This window comes from uncultured Eudoraea sp., from assembly GCF_947258525.1.
GTDB lineage: Bacteria > Bacteroidota > Bacteroidia > Flavobacteriales > Flavobacteriaceae > Eudoraea.
The window spans coordinates 1-5,284 of the sequence record NZ_CAMYIP010000222.1 but is presented as its reverse complement, the minus strand read 5'-3'; the positions used below and the strand labels follow the sequence as shown (position 1 = coordinate 5,284).

The following is a 5,284-nucleotide window of genomic DNA, read 5'->3' as shown; positions in this document are numbered from 1 at the left end:
CTAACAACCAATTGCAAAAGTACAAGCAATACTAGAGTAAAAATCTGTTTCATATCTTAAATGTTAAAATTGAACTCTCTTTTCTTTTTAGCCAATCCAGGAACTTAACGAACTAGTTACTTTTATTGCTAAGCGTAACTTGGTTTATATTCGATCTTTAGTTTTATCGCTCCATAGCATCATACTTCCTTTGCAGTCCTTCCCAGCGGTTCGTATGGATCTCCTTCATTAATCCCACATTGATCCGATCATAAGCAGGGTGATCCTTAGGAAGCATAAAACTTTGGTAGTGCTCCCTAAGTGTAAAAGGCAATAGTTTTACCTTTTCACTTAATGAAAGCCTGTTAATATAATACTGCAATACGGTATGATCATATAATAACACATCATTGTTTTTTTTAGCGAGCGCCCTGAGTGCCAGGATAGGGGAGGCATAGGATTGTGTGATCGGGATATCCTCTTGCACTAAATACAGCTCTCCGCTGGTTGCGCCTACTGCAGAAACTTTCTTGACCAAGCGAATATCTTCGGCCGTATTGATGTCGGTTTGCAATCCGCTTATGGTTAAGGTAGAAGCGATACCGGCCGTAAAACTTGAAATGATGATCACAGCGGTGAACATCCAGATAATGGCAATGGACTTGCCTAAATTCGACTTAGGGGCTTTATCCCCATATCCTACTGTAGTCATGGTTACAGCAGACCACCACAGGCCATCAAATAAGCCCAAAAGACCCGGACGGAATTGAAATTTATTATGCCTGCGCTCTACTAGCCAAAGAAAAAAACCAAACACAAATATGACCAGGATGAGCAGTAGAATAATTTTTAAAAAGGCCAAAGAGAAAATATTGCTGACAAAAACACTCAACGCTGAGCGGTTCAGGTACGGAATAGCTACACCAATACTGGAAATGAAATACGGTTGGGTCATGTCAAATTTTTCAACGCGTAGTTCATTTACATCCATTGGGTTGATCGTAAGGTCGATTTCCCGGTATTCCAGTCTTTTTAAAATACTGATAAAATCAGAATATTGCTCATAACGGAAATTCAGATCGGAAGACTTGGCAATGTTTTCCCAAAGCTCAATGCTTAAACCTTCGAAGGAATTATCATCTGTTTGTATGACAAAGGGCGGATTGTGGTAGATGCCTACAACAAGGGTATCTCCCTGGGCAAGCGATTGCTGCCCATTGACTGCTGAAAATGAGAAAATCAATATGTAAAATAAGAGCCTCCTCATTTCTTTTTCGTTAGTTTTTGATGAATGGAAAAGTGGATAAATTGGGCTAAAATTCTGAACATGATCTGATCATTAGGATCAATATCATTTTTCTTAATGCTATAGGCACATAATACAACCGCCTGCCCGTTTTCTAATGTAAAAGGGATAAACAACAACGAATTAAAACGATAGGCCGCCTTTTCCTGCACATACATCCCATGCTCTTTTTCAAAGTCATTGATCAGGACTTCCTGATTATTTGTCATAGCCCAGCATGTTAAGCTGGTTTTGGCATTGAAGGGTTTGCTCCTAAAGGTAAAACCGCTGCGCTCCTGGTTGGAAAAGCCCCTGTGTACGATCTCGTTTTCTTCCTTAAATGCGATCTCAAAAGCGTCTATATCGTCTGCCAGGTTTACTGCTTTTCCCATTGCTGTGACTATGTCCTGCCAGGATGCCTTTTCCGGGATTTCCTTAATAAACAACTCCAGGGTTTGAATATTTGAGTTTGCATTAGCCAATTCGTCTTTCTGTTCCTCAAATTCCCTGATCTTCTGATGGAGTTGTGCTTCTTTATCGGCAAGCTTTTCATTTGAGTATTTCAATACTTGTTGTAACCTTTTAAAACGCCGCATCAGATAAATCCTAAAGTAAAATGCTATTAATAAGATCAACAAACCTATCGAACCATACAGAAACCAGGATTGCAGATACCAGGGTTGAAAAACGTTGAATTGGATCGCTAAAGGAGCGCTCCATTGGTATCCTCCCGGTTGCCTGGCCCTCAATTCCAGATAGTGATCCCCAGGTTCAAGACTACTGAGCTTAAGGGTATTGGTGGTGCCATTAGACTGCCAAATTTGTTCTTCCAACATGATCTCCCTGTCGGCTTCGGGAAGCAGTCTGTATTGATAGTGAACATTTTTGGCGGGAAAGGATACATTAGTAAATTCTAGTTCGAGTTCCTGATTATTTCTAAGCCTTAATTCCTGATCGAATGCTACACCGCTTTCCACACCATTGATCGTGATCTGTCTGAGTCTTGGTGTATTGGAAACCGGGAGGTCAGAGGCCGACATGCGCGAGTATACCAGGCCCTCAGCTGTGCCGGCCCAAAGATGACCACGCGCATCGGTAGTTATACATCTATATGCACTAATTACTGCGGGTAAGCCTTCCTGTTCCCCCAAAGCTGTCGATGTATTTTGCCGGTGAAATACGAGTCCTTTGGTCGCCGTGGCGATCCATATATTATTATTGGCGTAATGTGTTACCCCTCTTACTTCTTCCTGGCCCAGTATGTCATTTTTGATCAAGGTGATCTGTTCAGAATCGTAGCGCAGCAAGCCGTCCGTAGTTGCTAACCATACAACACCACGATCGTCTATAGTCAGGTCATGAGCCTCAAAATTTAACAAGGCAGTAAAAGGAAGTTCAGGGCTGAGGTTTACGAATTGATCTTGTTGCGGGTCATAACGGTACAAATAGCTTTTTTCTCCAATACCAACAGCATAGATCTCACCCCGCGAACTTTCCTTTATCGCCAGCACCCTGCTGGAAAATCCCTTCGTATCGTCATAATAATTGATCTCTCCTCTTGAACTGATCTTTGCGACACCGACAATGGGTTTGTTTAAAGGTGCCTGACAGAACCATATATTGCCTTTACTGTCCGGAAACAAATAGAAAATGGTCTCGCCGCGTTCATGGAAATCAAAGCGCTCAACAAGCCTGTTCTTGTCATATTTTAATAATTCAACTTTAGGAGTAGTCGTGGATACCCAGGTGAATCCGGCTATATCCTGAGCGACAGCATTTGCCTGCAAGTTGTTAAAGATCGGCCGCGCGCTGAATTCATCATTTTCAGGGGAGATCTCGTATAGATAACTCATAGGCACCCAGACCTTCCCCTGATCGCCCATGGCAAGCCCGATGGGATTATTCAACGGCAAGTTTTCTACAGTCTTAAAAAATCGTTGGTGCAGAAGCCAAAGTCCGGTCTCCGAACTTACCCAAAGCTTATCTTTCTTGCTAATACTATCCGTAGTGACATATATTTCATTGATATGCCCAAAGTCCAGTTCTACCACCCGGTGCGCTTCATTTGCGCCATATATGGTTTGGGGCGGACTGTTCAGATCTGAAAATTTAAACAGCCTCCCTTTTCTGGTCCCGACAATGTATTCCTCTTTATGATCTATATGGATCGCTGAAACGTGATCGTCCTCTATGGCTATCGTCTTATCTAACTGTACACTGTTTCCCTTACGCTTGTATACCCGGAGTGCATCACTCCCAATTAATAGATCATCATTATGGATCAATAGTACATTTCCATTTGTTATGTTCAATTTCTTCTCGAAGGAATCAGCGGTTGTATTAAAAAAGAACAAGCCATCCAGCGGACTCAGCACCCAAATGCCACCATTAGAGTCTTCCTCTATTGCAAGCTTTTGTGATTTGTTAGTTTTGGAAAATCGATATGTTTTATAGCCATCTTTATGAAGTCTTCCGATACTGTGATTAGATTGACTGATCCAGATCTCCTGATCTTTTGCCAGCACAAAATCGTTAGGATAAAAAGGCTTTGCATCATTCTCTTCGATCGTACCTTCCAGTAAGGCACGCACTGTGGGTTTGGACTGCACATCTTCAATTTGATAGAGGCTCATTTCATTGACAAAAAGAAGATCATCTCCAGATTCATGAAGCTTATAAATAAATTGACTCTCAGTATGGAGGCTATAGTTGTCGAAGTGGATTCCGTCAAATCGATATAAACCGTGTTGGCTACCGATCCATAGTAAGCCCTCTTTGTCCTTGATCACACTGGAAACCTGGTCAAAGGGGGCTCCGGAGTCTGCATTATATTGAATATAGCCATATTTCTGTGCAGCACTATGAAAACATATTCCACACAAATAAAAGAAAAGGAGTATCCTGTTTATTTTTCCCAGCATTCGTAACTAAATTAGGAAAAAATGGCCTCGACTTGCACACCATTGCGCGCAAATAACAAATTCCAAATTCAAAAGCCCAAAATCTGCAAACTGAAAATCCAGATTGAAATTTGGAGTTTATTAAGCGAAGCTTGGTTTAATAGAGGTTGTTATCCACTAGTATCTAGATTCCTTAAATGAAAAGCATAACTAATTATCCATAAAATAAACACGCCTTCAATTATGCGCTGGTATAGGCCAATATATTCGGAAGTTGGTTCTGCTAAAAACAGAAAAACAAATAGATAGCCAACTATTCCACACGTAATTCCAAGTCTTGATAGTTTTTTGTATATAGGAAACTTACTTAAAGCCATACCTATTAATATCATGCTTAATGGGACAAATATATAGGTTAAGGATCCACTAAGATTATGTATAAATTGGGATAAACTTGGGTTGATAAATTCCTTGTTGCACCCACTATCACATGGGAAGATCCCAACGATCACCGTTGCGATGCCGTAGCATATTCCAAAAATCAAAAATCCCCATTTTGTTAGCTTCGATAGCGGGAATTTTTTGTATGCCAGAAAGGCAAATAATGTCAATAATATGCCACTCGGGATTATTCCAAAAAATCGTAATACTTCCCCATATTCAGTATCAATAGCATAGGATTCACTTATTAATTGACTTATTTCACTATAACCATCAATAAGAATTCCTCCAAGAATTGAAGAAATAACGAATATACTTGCTCCAAGTACACCGATATAAAAGGTGGTTTTATTATTCAATAGCCTATTATTTTAATTTGGAATTTATCATTTGGTATTAGGAGTTGTCGGCAACCGTATTTTTTTTCAGGGGTATTTCACTTTTAGAAAATCAAGACATTAGCCCATTTCAAAACAAGCAAGGTTATAAGTGTAAGTCCGACCCCATACAATACCACCCCTTGCCAATAGTATAATCTGGATGGCCATTGATTCCACATTTTAGTACCGTATTCTTTTTTTATGTCACCACTGGTCAGTTTCCATACGAGAAATGCAAAGGCCAGGAAAATCAGAACAGCTAGTAATAAGATCCAGATTTTTTCCATTTGTTGAATGTA

Annotated in this window: 4 protein-coding genes; all 4 read right to left on the bottom strand. The window is 40.3% G+C overall.

Features of this window, described 5'->3' with window-relative positions:
* Window positions 1–163: 163 nt before the first annotated feature.
* Window positions 164–1,246 (bottom strand): ABC transporter substrate-binding protein, encoded by a 1,083-nt coding sequence (locus Q0X89_RS17165; protein WP_297696469.1) that lies wholly within the window; start codon window positions 1,244–1,246, stop codon window positions 164–166.
* Window positions 1,243–4,185, bottom strand: a complete 2,943-nt coding sequence (locus Q0X89_RS17160; protein WP_297696467.1) for a GAF domain-containing protein — start codon at window positions 4,183–4,185, stop codon at window positions 1,243–1,245. The genes Q0X89_RS17165 and Q0X89_RS17160 overlap by 4 nt, the downstream gene beginning before the upstream one ends.
* Window positions 4,186–4,334: 149 nt before the next feature.
* Window positions 4,335–4,964 carry a DUF998 domain-containing protein gene (locus tag Q0X89_RS17155; RefSeq protein ID WP_297696465.1) on the bottom strand — a complete coding sequence of 210 codons (630 nt, stop codon included), beginning with the start codon at window positions 4,962–4,964 and terminating at the stop codon, window positions 4,335–4,337.
* A gap of 83 nt (window positions 4,965–5,047) precedes the next feature.
* Window positions 5,048–5,284, bottom strand: a 237-nt coding sequence (locus Q0X89_RS17150; RefSeq protein ID WP_297696463.1) for a hypothetical protein, incomplete at its 5' end; no start/stop codon positions are given.

Excerpts from the sequence above, each read along its gene's own strand:
- Q0X89_RS17165 (WP_297696469.1), bottom strand. The coding sequence starts at position 1,246 with ATGAGGAGGCTCTTATTTTACATATTGATTTTCTCATTTTCAGCAGTC.
- Q0X89_RS17160 (WP_297696467.1), bottom strand. The coding sequence starts at position 4,185 with ATGCTGGGAAAAATAAACAGGATACTCCTTTTCTTTTATTTGTGTGGA.